This window comes from Streptomyces sp. KL116D (genome assembly GCF_030766975.1).
In the GTDB taxonomy this organism is placed as follows: domain Bacteria; phylum Actinomycetota; class Actinomycetes; order Streptomycetales; family Streptomycetaceae; genus Streptomyces; species Streptomyces longispororuber_A.
On record NZ_JASERH010000030.1, the window covers coordinates 219,486 to 235,485 of the forward strand.

The window sequence follows — 16,000 nt, forward strand, 5'->3', positions numbered from 1 at the left end:
GGCCGCGCTCACACCGAGGCCGGGGCCGTCCGCCGCGGTTGCAGCCGAGTTCGCGGCGTCGGCCGCAGACGCACCGGGACTTGCGGCATCGGCCGCACCGGGGTCAAAACTCGCCGCACCAGTCGCATCTGCACCGCCATCCACCGCACTCGCCGTGCCGGTACCGACGCCCGCGGTCCCGGACGCGCCTGCGCCAAGGCCCGCGGCGCCCGCCGCACCGGCGTCGACCGGACCCGCCGTACCAGCGCCGACGCCGTCGGCTCCGGCCGCATCCGCACCGGGACCCGCGGAGCCCGCCGCGCCCGCCGCGCGGCTCACCACGGCCGGTGGCCGGTAGTCGTGCCGGGACGGTCGGGTCGACCGGTCGTCCTCGTCTCCACCTCGAACTCCATCGGCAGACCCCCGGATCGAGCCTCTACAGGTCACGTACGCCCCGTGGCCTCCAGCGGACCACCGGCCGCGAAAGCCTATCTCCCGCGCTTCGGTCACAGTGGCAAAGCCCCTGGCCGTACGGAGCACCGGGGCCGGGCCGGGGTCAGGAGTCCAGGTGCCGGGGGCGCCCCGCCCCCACCCCCGCGATCCCCATCGGCACGCACAGCACCGCGAGGACGGTCAGCGGGACCGTCCAGCCGCCCGTCGCGTCGTGCAGCGCGCCGAGCAGGAACGGGCCCGAGGCGGCGAGCAGATAGCCGACGCCCTGCGCCATCCCGGACATCTCGGCGGCGCGCCCCGCGTCGGGGGAGCGCAGCACGATCACGGCGAGCGCCGTGCTGATCAGCAGGCCGGAGCCGAAGCCCTGCATCAGCATCCAGGCGTAGGCGCCCCCGACCGGCGCCACGATCAGGCCGATGAGGGAGGCGAGGAACAGGGCGGTGCCGGTGAGCGCGAACGCCACCTGCTGCCCGGCCCGGCCCACCAGCGCGGTGAAGGTGAGCGAGCCGGCGATCCCGACGAGGCTCATCAGGGACAGCATCCAGCCGGCCCCGGTGCTGGACATGCCCTCGTCGGTGAGCATCGCGGGGATCCAGGCCGCGCACGCGTAGTACTCCAGGGACTGCAGGCCCATGAGGAGCGTGATCTGCCAGGCGAGCGGTGAACGGCGCAGCGGGGTGCGGGAGTCCGCCCCGGGCCCGGTGGCCGCCGCCGTCGGGTCGGGCCGGCGCAGCTGCGGCACCCACAGCAGGAGCGCGAGCGCCGAGAGCACCGCCCACACTCCGATCGCCCCGCGCCAGCCCGCGCCGAGCGCGTCGCCGAGCGGCACCGTGACACCGGCGGCGAGGGCGGCGCCGCAGAACAGGGCCACCGAGTAGAGGCCCATCATCAGGCCGGTGCGGTGCTGGAAGTCGCGTTTGATGACGCTCGGCACGAGGACGTTCGACAGGGCGATGGCGGCGCCGAGCAGCACGGTCCCCGCGAAGAGCGCGGGCAGCCCCGGCGCGAGACGTACGGCGATGCCGACCGTGAGCAGCGCCATCATCGCGCCGAGCGCCCGCGTCATCCCGATCCGCCGGGACAGCTTCGCGGCGAACGGCGCGAGCAGCCCGAAGCAGAGGATGGGCAGCGTGGTGAGCAGGCCCGCGAGGGACCCGCTGAGCCCCGTCGAGCGGCGTATCGCGTCCAGCTCGGGGGAGACGGAGACGACGCCTGGCCGCAGGTTCATCGCGATGAGGAGGAGCCCGGCGGCGAGCAGGGCCCCCGCGGCGGGGCGCGCGGCGACACCCCGGGCTGTGGTCGGGGGTGACGGGGCGACGGAGGGTCGAACGCTGTGCGGCATGTGCTTCAACGTAAGCGACGGGTCCGGCCCGCCGGTTCGCGCGGTGGTCTGTCGGCAGTGCCTCGCCCCGCTCTACCCTGACTGTGCCTCGACGGCCTTGAGGGGGAGTCGCATGAGCGATGACATCGAGCGCGTGGGCGGCGGAGGGCGGCGGGGGAAGCCGCCGGGCGGTGGTGAGCGGCTCGCCGACTGGGCGGACGGCCGGCTCGGGCTCTACCAGCTCGCCAAGTCCCAGATGCGGAAGGTCTTTCCGGACCACTGGTCGTTCATGTTCGGCGAGATCTGTCTCTACAGCTTCATCATCCTGATCCTCACCGGCACCTATCTGACGCTCTTCTTCGATCCGAGCACCACCGAAGTCGTCTACAACGGCTCCTACGAACCGCTCAAGGGCATCATCATGACGCGGGCGTACGAGTCGACGGTCGACATCAGCATGGAAGTGCGCGGCGGTCTGCTGATCCGGCAGATCCACCACTGGGCGGCGCTGGTCTTCGTCGCCGGAATGCTCGTGCACATGATGCGGGTGTTCTTCACGGGTGCGTTCCGCAAACCGCGCGAGGTCAACTGGCTGTTCGGCTGGATGCTGCTGTTCCTCGGCATCGTCACGGGACTCACCGGATACTCGCTGCCCGACGATCTGCTCTCCGGCACCGGGCTGCGGTTCGCGCAGGGCGCCATCCTGTCGATCCCCGTCGTGGGGACGTACATCGCCTTCTTCCTCTTCGGCGGCGAATTCCCCGGCGAGGACTTCATCGCCCGGCTCTATCCGGTCCACATCCTGCTGCTGCCGGGCATCATGCTGGGGCTGGTGGTGGCCCATCTGATCCTGGTCTTCTACCACAAGCACACCCAGTTCGCGGGCCCCGGACGGACCGAGAAGAACGTCATCGGGGCGCCGTTCCTGCCCATCTACGTCGCCAAGGCGGGCGGCTTCTTCTTCCTCGTCTTCGGGGTCCTCGCCCTCATGGGGGCGGTCGCGACCATCAACCCCGTCTGGGCCTTCGGCCCGTACCGGACGGATCTCGTCACGACCGGCGCCCAGCCCGACTGGTACCTCGGATTCTCCGAGGGGCTGATCCGGGTGATGCCCAGCTGGGAGATCAACGCCTGGGGGCACACGTTGCAACTGGGCGTGTTCATCCCGTTCACGCTGTTCCCGCTGATCCTCTCCTTCATGGCGGTGTATCCGTTCCTGGAGGCGTGGATCACCGGCGACCGGCGCGAGCACCACGTCGCCGACCGGCCGCGCAACAAGCCGGTGCGGACCGGGATCGGCGTCGCCTGGCTGACGCTGTACGCGATCCTGCTGATCGGCGGGGGCAACGACATCGTCGCCACCCATCTCCACCTGTCCATCAACGCGATCACCTGGACGGTGCGCGTCGGGGTCTTCCTGCTGCCCGCGCTCGCGTTCATCATCACCAAGAGGATCTGCAACGGACTGCAGCTGCGGGACCGCGAGAAGGCGCTGCACGGCCGCGAGTCCGGCGTGATCAAGCGGCTGCCGCACGGCGAGTACATCGAGGTCCACGAACCGCTCACCCGGGCGGAGCTGTACACCCTGAACGCTCATGAGCAGCCCGTCGCCTACGAGTTGGGGCCGCGGGTCGACGAGAACGGGGTGGCCAGGAAGTTCACCGTGCGCCAGCGCGTCCGGGCCCGGCTGGCCAAGGCCATGTTCGGGCCGGGGACGTACGTCCCGAAGGCCACGGCCGAGGAGTACCGGGCGCTGCACGCGGGCTGGCACGAGTCGGAGCGGGTCGACTGAGGGCGGGGGCGAGAGGGAGCCGCGCGTCCCGTGCGTACCTGGGCGCGCGGCTCCCGTCCCGCTAGTGGTCCACCCGGACCGTGAACGCCCGGTCCGTGGACAGGGACGCCGTCCTGACCGTCGTGACGTCCTTCTCCTCGTCGTACGACCAGTCGCTCGCGGGGACCGCCCGCCCGTTCACCGTCACCCGGTCCGGCGCACCGGTCCCGTGCACCGTGAACGTGTAGGCGCGCCGGGCGACCTTGCCCGCGTACCTCCCCTTGCTCGCACCGACGTCGATCACGGAACCGGTCCGCCCGGTGTCGACCGTGACGCGCTGCGTCGCCGACGCGCCCTTCTTGAAGTCGCGGGTCACCCCGTCGTCCTCGTAGAGCGTGTACGTGCTGTGCCCGCGGTCCGGCACGTACACGTCCCAGCCGAGCCGGGACGTGTCGCGGGACTTCCACGACGTGGTGCCCTGCGGCCACATCGGCACGATCGCGCCCGACTTCACGAACAGCGGGAGCGTGTCGATCGGGGCGTGGTACCCGTCGATCGTCGTCGGGCCCTCGTACTGCTTGCCCGTCCAGTAGTCCGTCCACGTGCCCTTGGGCAGGTAGATGCCGTCCCGCGTCTCCGTGTCCTGGTAGACGGGCGCGACGAGGAAGTCGTCACCGGCCAGGTACTCGTACTTCGCCTGCGCGCCCAGGGTGTCCGGGTCGTCCGGGTACTCCAGCCACAGCGGGCGCACGCCGCCGACGCCGGTGTCCGCCGCCTGCTTCGCCAGCGTGTAGAGGTAGGGCAGGAGGCGCTCGCGCAGCTGCAGGTACTTGCGGTTGATGGAGGTGTACGGCTCGCCGTCCACCCACGGCTGCTGATTGATCTTCTGGCCGGTGGTGATGTCCTTCGCCCAGCCGTCCATCGTCATGATGGCGGGCAGGAACGTCTTGGCCTGGAGGTCGCGCGCGTACATCTTCGCGTCGTGGGAGTAGATGGAGCCCACGTCACCGGTGTTGTACGCGATGCCGGACAGCGTGGCGCCCGCGTACGTGGGGATCTGCCAGCGGATGAAGTCCCACGACAGCTTCTGGTCGCCGGACCACAGGACCGCGCAGCGCTGGGCGCCCGCCCAGGACACCGGCATCCAGACGAAGCCGCGGGCGTCGCTGTTGTCCTCGATGCCGGCCTTCGCCTTGTCGCAGGCGTCGAGCGCCATGCCGTAGCCGTTGCCGACCCAGGCGACGTCGAGTTTGGCGACGCGCTGGCCCGCCTTCACCTGGTCGGCGAGCTTGTCGATGCCGTCCTGCGTCCACAGACCGAGCTGGGCGCCGCGGTCCTGGAGGCCCTTGGCGGTCTCGGCGAGGTTCTCGTAGCCGCAGCCGTAGCCGTCGTTGACGAGCATCCAGCCGAGCGGCAGCTGGTTCTCCACGTAGCCGTCGGCCACCTTGAGGGAGTCGAGGGTGTGCCGCTCGCCCTGGTTGGCGTTGTGCAGGTAGCAGTCGGCGTCGCCGGGTTCGAGACCGTAGACCGGCGGCATGAACGGCTTGCCGACGAGGGACGTGTACCCGCCGATGACCTGCTTGGCGTCACCGAGGAAGTAGTACGCGTCGAGGCGGCGCTCCTGCTGGCCCGTGTGCACCGAGGCGCCGAAGTCGTAGACGCCGGGGGCGAAGGTGTTGCGGTAGACGCCGTAGCCGGCCGACGAGAGGTAGAACGGCTGGGAGTTGGGGTAGCCGCCCTCGTTCCAGTTGGTGTTGTTGGCGACGTAGACCGTCCTGTCGCGGTGCGAGAACGAGCCGTTCTGTTCGCCGCCGCCGAAGAACTGCTCGTCCTTCGCCCGCTCCAGGCTCTGCCGCATGCCGCCCGTCGACCAGCGCAGCGGCTTGTCCTCCTGCCAGATCCGGGTCCTGTTGTCGGCCTTGTAGAGGCCGAAGCGCAGCGGCTTCTTGTAGACGCGCAGGACAGCGGCCGAGGAGCGGACGCCGTAGTAGGCGCCCGCGTCGAAGGACGTCGTGTGCCGGTCGGCGGCGGGCTGTTCGCGCACGATCTGCTGCCCGGCCGGGTCGGTGAACGTGCCCGACGGGTCGGCCTGGAGCCGGAGTCGACCGCCCTTCAGGAAGTCGGCCCGCGCCTTGAGGTCGCCCGCCGCGATCTCGTAGCTGCCGTCGCCGCCCTGGAAGGCGGTGAGGTTCCCGGCGTCCGTCGTCTCGGGCAGGTAGGCCTTGCCGACGAAGGAGTTGTCGTGCACGTCGTAGGGCACGACGACCACGTGGTACGTGCCGTTCGCCTTCGGGATGACGGTCGCCTCGGGGTCGGCCGTGCCCGCGCTGGACGCCACCTGCTTGCCCGCGTCGTCGTAGACGTACATGTCGAAGTCGTCGCTGGGCTGCTTCGCCCACTCGATCGAGATCGGCACGCCGCCCTCGGGGTTGTCGTCCCAGTACCCGTCCGGCACCGACACGGTGAGGTCGAAGCGGTCGCAGGTCTTCCCGTCCGGGTCGTCGGCGAGGGGCGGGCACTTCTTCGGGTCGTCGACGGTGCCGGTCGCGTACGTGGGGCTCTGCCACGTCACGCTCTGGTGGCCGGTGTCGAGGGTGCCGGCGCCGGGGGTCGCCGCGCCCGCGTCCTGGGCGGGCGCGCCCAGCAGGGCCGCGCCGAGGGCCAGCGCGGCGGTGGCGGTGATCAGGGCTCTTCGGTGCGGCTGTCGTTGGTGCAGTTCTCGCATAGGGGTGCGTCTCCGCTCAGAACGACCGACTGTTGTTTACTTGTGCTTGAAAAAAGCGAGTTGCGCGCACGTTCACGCACGAAGATTCCGTCTCGCGCAGGTTCATGTCAACGTCGGGACGGCAAAGACACGGCGGAGGCAAGAGGGATGAGCCGGCCTCACCCGCGGCGAGGGCCGGTTCTGCTCCGACGCCCTCATCGGTCCGACGACGCCTGTCCGGACCCGGCCGACCCCGACGCCCACGTCACCGCCGCCCTGAACTACGACCTGATGCGCTCCCTGAAGCAGGGCACCCCGTGGCTGCCGATGGAACAGGCGCCGTCCGCCGTGAGCCGGCGGCCCGCCAACGTCCCCAAGAAGCCGGGCCCGCAACGGCTCTGGTCGCTCCAGGCCGTGGCGCGTGGCGCCGACGGCGTCCTCCCCTTCCAGTGGCGGGCCTCCCGGACGCCGTCGGCGACGTGCTCGACCGGGCCCTGGCCGACGCCGGAGGACGCCCCGGCCACCGGCACCGACCTGCTGACCGGCACCGAACTCCACGGCTCCGTCCGCCTCGCGCCGCTGGGCGCGGCAGTGGTCCGGACGCCGGCGGCCCCGGCGCCGCTCAGGACGCCGCGTACGCCCAGAAGTCCCGCATGATCCGCGGCGGCGTCGGTCCGGCCATCGCGTACTGCGTCAGCAGGATCGACACCGCCCCGGTCGACGGGGTGAGGTGCGCGGCGGTGCCGCTGCCACCCACCCAGCCGTAGCGGCCCGGCACCTGCCACGGCTCGCGCGGCTCCACGTCGACGGAACCGCCGCAGCCCCAGCCCTGGCCCTCGGTGAACAGATCGCTCGCGGTGCGCTGCGCGAGCGTCAGGTGGTCCGTCGTCATCATCCGCACCGACTCGGCGGACAGCACCGGACCGCCGCCCGCGAGCAGCATCCGGGCGAACGCCCACCAGTCGTCCACCGTGGAGACCAGCCCGCCCGCGCCGGAGGGGAACGCGGGCAGGCCGCTCCACTGGCCGTCGGGGGTGTCGACGCGCTCGGCGCCCCCGTCGGCCGTGGGCCTGTACTGACTGGTGAAGCGGCCGCGCTCGGCCGCGGGGACCTCGAACCCGGTGTCCTTCATGCCGAGCGGCTCGAAGACCCGCTCGGCCAGGAAGTCGGGCAGCGAGGTGCCGGTGACCCGGGAGATCAGCACGCCCTGGATGTCCGAGCAGGTGTTGTACAGCCAGGCCTCGCCCGGCTGGTGCAGCAGCGGGATCCGGGCCAGCGCCGCCAGCCAGGTGTCCGGCTCCGGGACGCGCTGCGGGCCGAACGGGTCCATCAGCGCGAACACCGGTTGCAGCGCGGGCAGCGAGAAGTCCGACGAGAAGCCCCAGCCCGCCCGGGACGTCAGCACGTCCAGGACCGTGATGGGGCGGACCGCCGGCAGAACGTCCTCGACCGGGCCCGCCGGATCGCGGACCACGGTGGGCGACGCCAGCTCCGGCAGCCAGTGGGCGATCGGGGAGTCCAGCGCGATCCGGCCCTCCTCGACCAGCGTCAGCACGGCCGCCGCCACGATCGGCTTGGTGATCGACGCGATCCGGAAGATCGAGTCGCGCACCAGCGGCGCCGTGCCCTCCGCGTCGGCGTACCCGACGGCCGCCACCTCGCTCCGGTCGCCCCGGGCCACCAGGGCCACCGCTCCCGGCACCGGCCCCTTCGTCACGTGCGGGGCGAGTACGTCGGGCAGGGATGTGGCGTCGGTCATCGGGGTCACCCTCCATCGCGTGCGGATCCGTACGGAAAGGGTGACCCCGAAGCCGCCCTCAACTCATCGCCCGGCCGTCCCACAGCGTGTCGTGGGCGCGGTGCGCGTCGGTCAGGCCGTTCGTGAAGAACCGCTCGTAGTACTCGCCCTCCACGTGGTGCGCCTGCAGCCAGATCCCCGGCACGTGGATGGCGTCCGTGTGCGCGGGGAAACGGCGGTGCGTGGCGAGGACGTAGGTACAGACGTCACGGGCGCAGTCGATGACGCGCTCGTCGTACTCGCTGGCCTCGGCGAGATAGCGCTGGCCGTAGTCCTCCTTGTAGATCCGGGTGAAGACGTCCTTGTCGCCGTACGTGCCGCCCGTGCCGAACTTCGACTCGACGACCGCGTCGACCGCGTCCGACATGGAGGCGTGGGCGGGCGGGCAGGCCGCCGCGATCAGCGGCTCGCCCGTCGCCGGGTCGGCCAGGCTCACCGGGTGCGAGCGCAGCGCCGCGTACCTGGGCAGCGGGACGTGCCAGCGCCACAGGTCGGCGAGCCGCCAGCGCGGCGTGACGAACGTGAAGCCGAGCATGTTCCCGTAGACCTTGCGGAACTTCGGGTCGCCCAGGGCGATCTGCGGGTTGATCGACGCGTGGATCCAGGCGCCGAGCCCCATCGCCTCCGCCGTCAGCATCACCGTCTGCAGCAGCAGGTCCGCCTCGATCTGGGTGCGCATCGGGCCGAGCGCGCCCAGCGGCAGCTTCAGGTCCTTGTTCAGGAAGCCGTTGTCCATCCACTTCTTCACGCCCGCCGGACGGTACAGATTGCGGTCGTCGACGAGCGTCGGACGGGCCCCGTCCGGCTGGGTGAGCAGGTACATCAGGGCGTTGATGTACTGGTGCGAGAGGTCGACGACCGGGAACAGCACGGTCGTTCCCGGCAGATTGGACAGGAACCGGTTCGAGTCCAGGTACGCCGGGAAGTCGCGCAGGCCCTCGGCGACGTCGAGCCGGTGGTCGAGGATCCGCACCTTGGTCTTCCTGGCCCGTTCGACGAGCGTCCGCGCGTCGAACGGCTCGTGCGGGGCGGGGTCGAGGCGGCGCAGGAAGTACGTGCCGCTGTCGTTGATCAGGAAGAAGTGCGTGCCCTGCGCGTTGTCGGGGCTGCCCGCCGTGCGGCCCGTCATGGTCAGGTTCGGCTTGGCCATGATGGGCTTGCCGTCCCGCGGGTCCTCGAACGGGCGGTCCGGCATGGTCAGTCCGGTGGAGCCGGTGACCGCGATCAGCACCGCCTCCTCCAGCTCGCTCAGCGGCTCCGCCTTGTGCGGCGAGCGGTAGCTCATCGAGCCGGCCGGCACCGACGCGCCCCGGGAGACCCGGTGGGTGCGGCGGCGCCAGACCGTCCTGAGGAACGGGCGGGCGAGCAGATCGTCAAGACCCTTGTGTCCTGACGTACCCTCAGCCGTCGCCATGGGACGCCCCGTTCTCCAGCGGCGGCACCGGCCGCCACGGTGCGAACGCGCTCGCCTCGCGCGGCAGCAGACCCGCGAGCTCCGGGCAGTGCCGCAGCACGACGGACTTCATGCCGCCCTTCTCCACCCAGTCGATGCCGAGCGGCGTGTAGATCTCCGGCCGGTAGTCGACGGTCAGGAAGCGGTCGCTCTGCAGCCGCCGCGTCGCCATCAGGATGAAGATCCGGAACGCGGTGTCGGAGAAGCCGAAGCCGGTCGGCGGGTTCTCCGCGAACAGGCCGACGACCGTGTCGATCTCGTCGACGCTGCGGTAGACCTCCTTGAGCCGGGCCAGCGTCTCCGGCTCCCGCGTCAGGTCCTCGAAGCGGCGGATGCGCTCCTTGTGCAGGCCCGCGCGGAAGTCGTTGTAGCGCGGCACGCCGCGCCGCCGGGTGCGCACCAGGTCGACCACCGACAGGTCGATGATCTCGCCCTCGCGCTGGAAGTGCTGCAGCGACTTCGGGTAGTTGTGCAGCGTGATCGCGCCCGGGTGCGCGATCCCGAACGAGTACAGCGTGTCGGCGAGCCCCGTCTTGCGGATCTGGCTCTCGGCGGCCGCGCCCTGGATGTCGTGGAAGCCGACGGTCTCCAGGCGCTGCCCGAAGTGGTGCTCGCGCAGCTCGTAGTCGTCGGGGATCAGCGGGTGCATCCGGTAGACCGTGACGAAGTCCTCGGTCAGCGAGTACGGCGCCCCGTGGTGGTCGGGCATCGTCTTCGGGATCCCGGTCAGCGCGTGCGACTCCAGCAGCCACAGACCCAGCTGGTTGAGCCAGTTGCGCGGCGGCCCCTCCCAGTTGGTGCGCAGCCCGATGTCGATCGCCTTCGTCGCGAGGATCGCCGGGGTCCACTCCACCGTGTGGATCTTCGCGATCAGCGCGGAGACCACCAGCCGGGCCGTGTGGTAGATCCGGTCCTCGCTCATCGACGGATACTGGGCGCGCAGCGCGTCGCACACCGTGTTGTGCTCCCGGGCGAACAGCGTGTGCATCGCGCTGAGCCCCATCCACCAGTTGTCCTTGAACCCGGTGATCGGGATGCCGGTGCGGTCGATGGGGATGTGCCCGCCGTCGAGCAACAGCCGTGCGCCGCCGTCGGGTTCGCGCAGCTGGCGGGCCGTGTCCTCGTCGCCGCCGTACACCTCGGATCCGTCCCACCAGTGCGAGGCGGTGTTCCCGAAGAGGATCGGCGGCTCGTCGCCCGGCAGGTCGATGCCCTCGTTCTCCGCGAACCGCATCACGTTCTCTTCGGGCCCGTCAGGATGGTTCACCCAGGTCCCGCCGCCCGGCGGCAGCGGCACCTCGACCGTCTTCCCGCCCTCCTTGTGGCGGCGGTGGTTCACCCAGTCGTGCACCTGGAACTGGATCCAGGCCGCGGCCAGCACGTTCAGGGACGTCGCCGGCACGAAGCTCTCCCGGGTCAGCAGCTGGCGGCTGACCGTCACCGGGTTCGGTGTGTCGAAGAGGTCGGGCCGGTACACCGGCTTCAGGTTGCGGCCGAACGCCGCGCCGACCGCACCCATCTTCGGCGCCGACAGGTCGTTGTACGTGCCGTCGTACGAGCGTGAGGTGCGCAGCCGCTCGTCGACCGGCACCGGCACCGACCGGGTCTTCGGCGGCGCCTCGGGCACATCGGTGTCGACGAGGTTGAGCCTGCGCAGCACCTTGCGCAGGAACACCAGGTTCAACAGGCTGGCCTCCAGCGGGAGTTTGTGCCACGGCACCACCCGGTTCAGCACCCGGAAGGCGAACGCCACGGGGACGTCGAGGACGCGGTTGCGCAGCGGCTCCTCGGTCGTGAAGCGCGCACCCTGGCGCTGCGCCGCGCTCGCCTCGTACGCGACCTTCCTGGCCCGGTTGATGTTGCCGAGCGGCCTGAACTCCGGTGTGGTGAACCAGGGGTTGAAGGCCAGCTCCTCGATCCTGCGCGCCGCCGAGCGGGCCTCGGCCGTCGTGACGTCCTGCTGGGGCAGGGTCAGCCGGGCCACCGGGAGCGGCGGCGTGATCGCCTCCTGCCACTCGACGGAGCCGTCCTCGACGGGGGTGCGGCGCTCGTCGACGTAGCGCTGCACGCACAGGTCGAAGGCGACGTCGCCGCGGGAGAGCCGCTGGGCGAGCTCCTTGTGCAGGAAGTCCGGGTCCGTGCGGTCGGGGCGCGGCTCGGCGCCGCCGCCGACGGCCGGGCGGAGCAGGAAGCGGACCGGGCCCGCCTCGCCCCACAGCATCGCGCCCCGGCTCCAATAGGTCTCGCGGGCCAGGCTGTTGACGGTGTGCCGGGTGGCGGCCTGGACGTTGCGCCGCATCCGGTTCGCCGTGCCGAGGCCCACCGCGAGCGGCAGCTTCACGAAGAGCCCGAACGCCTTCTGCAGCGGGCTGCGGGCGCCGGCCATCGCCTTGGCGAACGCCACGAACTCACGGGCGTCGCGGGCGTGCGACACCGGGAAGCTCGTCGCCAGCAGGTCGTGGCTCTCGTCGCCGGTGACCTGGACCCGCACGGCCGCGCCGTGCAGATCGGGCGCGCCGTCCGGGCCGCGCATCCCACTGGCGTTGGAGAGCCGCACCGTCGCCGGATACTCGGCGCCGGGCTGGGCGAAGCCGCAGCGCAGCGCGGCGGGGAGGTCGTCGGCGAAGCGCAGCCGGGCGTTCTCCACGCCCAGCGCGGCCTTCGCGTGGAAGGCGCGCTCGTAGCCGGGCGCGCCGGAGGCCCGCCGGTTGGCGACCTGGACCTTCATGAGTTCACGGGCGAGGCGCTGGAACACGAGGCGCTCGGCCTCGGGACTTCCGCCCTCGTACCGTTCGTACTGTGACGACTCGTACGGAGTCTGACGTTCGCTCTCGGCCATCGGTTGCCGTCCCTGTCGTGTGCTGTACGTCGGGAGGTCGTGCTGCGGGGCGTGCTCTCGGAACCTCGGACATGGCTGTCCCGTACGGGGGAGGGGCAGCGACCGTATCGGCGCCGTCGGACGCGCCACAGCGACGCTTCCCGCCATGTCCGGGCTCCGCACACACACGTGAACTCACCTACGGACAGAGGGATTCGGGCATGTCAGCGGCAGGCGTCCGGCCGGCCGGGGCGGGGCCGGGAGGCGGGCGCCGCACCCTGCGCCGCCCGCCCCTCATCCGCCCCTCCCGGCGGCGCCGCCGATGGCCGGTCAGCGACGGCTTGACGGCGTCCGGCGCCGGTGGTGCACTCGGCAGCCCGCCGCCCCGGAGGTGCCCCATGCGGGACGAGACCGAACACGGGCCGAGCTTCGCCGACCTGCGGCCGATGAAGGAACCGACGTTCGTCGAGCCGGGCCGGGTGACCTTTCCCGTCTACCCCGACCTGCTGGAACGGCTCCTCGACGACAAGATCCACCCCGACCCCGACGGGGTGCTCCCGCACGTCCTGGCGACCCTGTCCGCGTACGCCTACGCCGGGTACGACCAGGGCTGCGACGCCGCGACGGTCGCCATGATGGCCACCCGGCTCGGCCTGGAGGACAACCGCTGCCGCGTCTTCGAGCAGCGCGTCGACGCCCTCTACGTCTCCTCGGCCGCCTACCTCCTCCAGGACCGGGAGCGCCGCGTCGCGATCCTCTGCTACCGCGGCACCCAGCCCGAGGACATCATCAGCATCCTCACCGACGCCGACGTGCACCCCGAGACCCTCCGCGTCGACCTCGACGGCGTCACCCACGAGGTGCACGCGGGCTTCTACCGCAACATGCGCGCCACCCGGTACCTGATCCTCCAGGCCCTGGACCGCGCCGTGCGCGGCGAGTCCGTCGACCCGCACGAGGAGGGCACGTACGGCGACGGCCTGGAGGCGCTGTACATCACCGGGCACAGCCTGGGCGCCGCGATGGCCGCACTCATGGCGGTCACCCTCGTCCACGAACCGCGCTACACCCACATCGCCCGCCGGCTGCGCGCCGTCTACACGTTCGGCCAGCCCATGCTCGGCGGGCCCGACTTCGCGCGCGCCTGCGAGCGGGCGACCGACTCCAACGGGACCCGTCTGCTGCGCGACCGGCTCCTGCGCTACATCTACGACCGGGACGTGGTGCCCGCGCTGCCGCCGCGCCCGGTCGGCCCCTACGCGCCGTTCGGCCGGGAGTTCCACTACCGCAGGCCGCGCCACGGCGTCGACGCGGCGTTCGCCGCACTCGCCGACGCCGCCGCCGAGGCCGTCTCGCTCCCCGGCGACCTGCTCACCGGCACCGGCCCGCTGCCCCGGCTGCGCCGGCTCGTCGCCGTGCCGCGCCGGGCCCGCGAGCAGGGCTGGGTCGAGCGCCGCGACCCCGCTCTGCCCTACCCGCAGATGGACAGCCTCGCGGGGCTCGCGGTGGTGGCGCCGCTGGCCTTCTTCGCGGCCCGCCTCGCGCTGACCCGCTCCCTCCCGTTCAAGTACTCCTTCGAGGACCACGGACCCGGCCACTACGTCAACGCCCTCGCCCCGGAAGGGGTGTTGAGCGAGTTCGGCGACGTGCGCTGACCGGCAGCGGCCTGCGGTCAGTCCTCGCGGTCCAGGCAGAGCAGTCCCTCGGCGAGTTCCGCCGGGGCGCCCGGGCGGAACGCGATCGCGGGGGAGGGCGCCCACTCGCCGCCCACCAGCCGGACCGTGCGCACCGCGAGGACGTGCGCGTCGCCCTCGCGGGCCACGAACACCTCGTTGTAGCCGTTGGGTTCGTCGGTCTCCCCGCTGCCCAGCGCGGGCGCCCCCGCGTGCCGCGTCGTCCACTCCTGCGGCATCCCGAGGAACCGCTCGGCGGCCAGGAAGCCCAGGTGCGTGTGGCCGTGCAGGACCAGCGACGTCTCGGCCGCCGCCAGCGCCCGCTTGGCCTGGCCCGCGTTCACCACCCCCGCGTACGGGGCGATCTCCACAGCCGGGACCGGCGACAGCGGATGGTGCAGCGCGGCGAGCGTCGTGTAGCCCGGCTCGGGGCCGAGCCGGTCCAGCACGCCCCGCGACACGACACCCGGGTCGACCCGCTCGAAGTCCAGGACCAGCGCACCGAACCGGTCCTCGTCGTCCGTCGCCGCGAACTCGGCCTGCGCCGCCTCCAGTTTGCGCCGGTCCTCGTCCCGCGCCGCCTCGCCGCCCGACTCGGCCGAGCCGAGCAGCGCGATCCGCAGCCCCGCCTCCGGATACCTGACGTACAGCCGCCGCCGGTCGTACCGGGACTCCTGGAGGTCCGGGTGCGGGAACTCGGCGAAGGTCTGCGCGAACCACTCGTGCCGCGCCTCGGGCCGCGGATCGAGCGCCAGGTCCCACGACACGTCGTGGTTGCCGCCGACGAGCAGCACCCGCGGATCGGCGGGCCGCAGATCGGGATGGTCCGCGAGCGCCTTGGCCGCGCTGCGCAGCCAGTTCAGGGCGAGCCGGCCGAAGGACGGGTGGGGGCGGTTCACCAGGTCCCCGGTGACCACCAGCAGATGGGGCGCGCGGCCCTGCTCGCCGAGCCGGCGCAGATGCTTCAGGTACTGGTCCATCGAGGTGCCCGCGCCGGTGAGCCCGGCCAGCCTGAGGCCCGCCTCCGTGGGGTCCTTGGCGTCGACGTTCGACCGCAGGCTGCCGCCGTGGTGCAGATCGGACACGTGGTGGATGCGGAGCACCTCGGGCAGGTGGCGGGCGAGGACCGGATCGGCGGCCGGGACGGCGGCGCCCGCCCGCTGCTGCCCCGCCGCGCCGGCCGCGCCGGCGGTCTCGGCCTCGCCCACCGGCACCCCGGACCGCAGCCACCGGTCCGCGCGCAGCCGTGCCCGCCCCTGCCGGGACAGGCCGTTGTGGAACCACTGGTCGATATAGGCGTGCTGGTGCACGGCCGTCTCGTACGCCGCCCGGTCCAGGGCCGCCACGTCCTCGCGCAGCGCGGGCTCCGACTCGGCGGTGTGCAGGGCCAGTTCGAGCAGGAACGGGGTCTGCAGCCAGCCCGGGCAGTGCACCCGGAGCAGCTCCACCACGCCCGGCGCCCAGGCCGGCTCCCGGCCCGCCATCCGGTCGCACTCCTCGGGGGCGAGGCGCGGCGGCCGCAGCACGTCCTTGGGGTGGTCGACCCCGAGGTGCGGGGCCAGCAGCTCGTGCTCGCCGGGCGTCGCGAGGACCACGGGGATCGCCCCGGCCTCCCGCACCTGCTGCAGCCCCGAGGCGAGCACGGCCGGATCGACCCCGGGCCCCGAGCCGCGGTCCGGACAGAGCGCCGGCTCGTCGACGAACAGCACGGTGCCGTGCGGGAGTTGGGGAGCCGAGCGGCGGCCGATCAGACAGCCGAGCCCCTGCCGGCGCACGAGCGCCTCGCCGGCCCGCAGGTCCACCAGGCGCGCCGTGCCCTCGGCCCGCGCGCCCGCCGCCGCCCGGGCCAGCCAGCTCTTGCCGGAGCGCCGCCCCATCACGACGAGCCACGCGGCGCTGTTCGGCTGCCGCCCGTCCACCAGGGGGCGGGCCCACGACGGGACGTGCTCCCCCGGGAAGCGGATGTCGAGGTCGTGCGCGTAGGCCTGGTTGGGGTGGTAAGTGTTCATGGTCGTCAGTCCCGGAGGTCG

9 protein-coding genes are annotated in these 16,000 nt (G+C 72.2%); 3 read left to right on the plus strand and 6 right to left on the minus strand.

Annotated features, from left to right (window positions below; genetic code table 11):
• Nucleotides 1-535 precede the first annotated feature (535 nt).
• On the minus strand, nt 536-1,774 hold the full coding sequence (locus RBJ77_RS11220) for a CynX/NimT family MFS transporter (RefSeq protein ID WP_372344859.1): 1,239 nt from the start codon (nt 1,772-1,774) through the stop codon (nt 536-538).
• Between the two features lie 112 nt (nt 1,775-1,886).
• On the opposite strand from RBJ77_RS11220, the gene RBJ77_RS11225 reads away from it, so the two are divergent.
• A complete protein-coding gene (locus tag RBJ77_RS11225) occupies nt 1,887-3,545 on the plus strand; it encodes a cytochrome bc complex cytochrome b subunit (RefSeq protein ID WP_372344860.1) in 1,659 nt (552 codons plus the stop codon).
• 61 nt (nt 3,546-3,606) lie between these two features.
• On the opposite strand, the gene RBJ77_RS11230 is transcribed toward RBJ77_RS11225, so the two are convergent.
• Entirely contained in the window at nt 3,607-6,249 is a 2,643-nt protein-coding gene (locus tag RBJ77_RS11230; protein WP_372344861.1) for a TIM-barrel domain-containing protein, read from the minus strand.
• 147 nt (nt 6,250-6,396) lie between these two features.
• Between RBJ77_RS11230 and RBJ77_RS11235 the strand changes: the two genes are divergently transcribed.
• Nucleotides 6,397-6,885: a beta-galactosidase gene (locus tag RBJ77_RS11235; RefSeq protein ID WP_372344862.1), complete on the plus strand. Its 489-nt coding sequence runs from the start codon at nt 6,397-6,399 to the stop codon at nt 6,883-6,885.
• Here RBJ77_RS11235 and RBJ77_RS11240 read toward each other — a convergent pair.
• Genes RBJ77_RS11240 through RBJ77_RS11250 form a run of 3 tightly spaced genes read right to left on the minus strand, consistent with a single transcriptional unit; the run spans nt 6,851 to nt 12,318 of the window.
• Nucleotides 6,851-7,987: a serine hydrolase domain-containing protein gene (locus RBJ77_RS11240; protein WP_372344863.1), complete on the minus strand. Its 1,137-nt coding sequence runs from the start codon at nt 7,985-7,987 to the stop codon at nt 6,851-6,853. The genes RBJ77_RS11235 and RBJ77_RS11240 overlap by 35 nt on opposite strands.
• A gap of 58 nt (nt 7,988-8,045) precedes the next feature.
• Nucleotides 8,046-9,440, minus strand: a complete 1,395-nt coding sequence (locus RBJ77_RS11245; RefSeq protein WP_372344864.1) for a hypothetical protein — start codon at nt 9,438-9,440, stop codon at nt 8,046-8,048.
• Entirely contained in the window at nt 9,427-12,318 is a 2,892-nt protein-coding gene (locus RBJ77_RS11250; RefSeq protein WP_372344865.1) for a peroxidase family protein, read from the minus strand. Before RBJ77_RS11250 ends, RBJ77_RS11245 begins: the two co-directional genes overlap by 14 nt.
• Nucleotides 12,319-12,695: 377 nt before the next feature.
• Between RBJ77_RS11250 and RBJ77_RS11255 the strand changes: the two genes are divergently transcribed.
• Complete coding sequence (locus RBJ77_RS11255) at nt 12,696-13,952, plus strand: hypothetical protein (RefSeq protein WP_372344866.1); 1,257 nt, start codon at nt 12,696-12,698, stop codon at nt 13,950-13,952.
• Nucleotides 13,953-13,969: 17 nt separating this feature from the next.
• Here RBJ77_RS11255 and RBJ77_RS11260 read toward each other — a convergent pair whose 3' ends face one another.
• A complete protein-coding gene (locus tag RBJ77_RS11260) occupies nt 13,970-15,979 on the minus strand; it encodes a metallophosphoesterase (protein WP_372344867.1) in 2,010 nt (669 codons plus the stop codon).
• Nucleotides 15,980-16,000: the final 21 nt, after the last annotated feature.